Source organism: Schumannella sp. 10F1B-5-1, assembly GCF_006517535.1.
GTDB lineage: Bacteria > Actinomycetota > Actinomycetes > Actinomycetales > Microbacteriaceae > Schumannella.
In genome coordinates, this window is record NZ_VHQH01000242.1 from 1 (window position 1) to 261 (window position 261).

General features: G+C 73.2%; 1 pseudogene. It reads left to right on the top strand.

From position 1 onward, the window contains the following. Nucleotides 1-261, top strand: a pseudogene (locus FJ658_RS15560) (diguanylate cyclase); the annotation flags it as partial.

Genomic DNA, 261 nt, shown 5'->3' on the forward strand with positions numbered 1-261 from the left:
CTTCTCGACCTTCGACGGCCTCGTCGTGCCCGCCGACGGCTCCGCCGCCGCGGTCATCGCCGAGAAGGTGCCCGGCGCGCACGTCGTCAAGGCCTTCAACACCAACTTCGCGGCCACGCTCGCCTCGGGCACGGTCGGCGACGCGACGACCACGGTGCTCGTCGCGGGCGACGACCAGGGCGCGAAGGATGCCGTGATCGGCTTCGTGCGCGCCGCGGGTCTCGAGGCGGAGGATGCGGGATCGCTCAAGCGGGCGCGCGA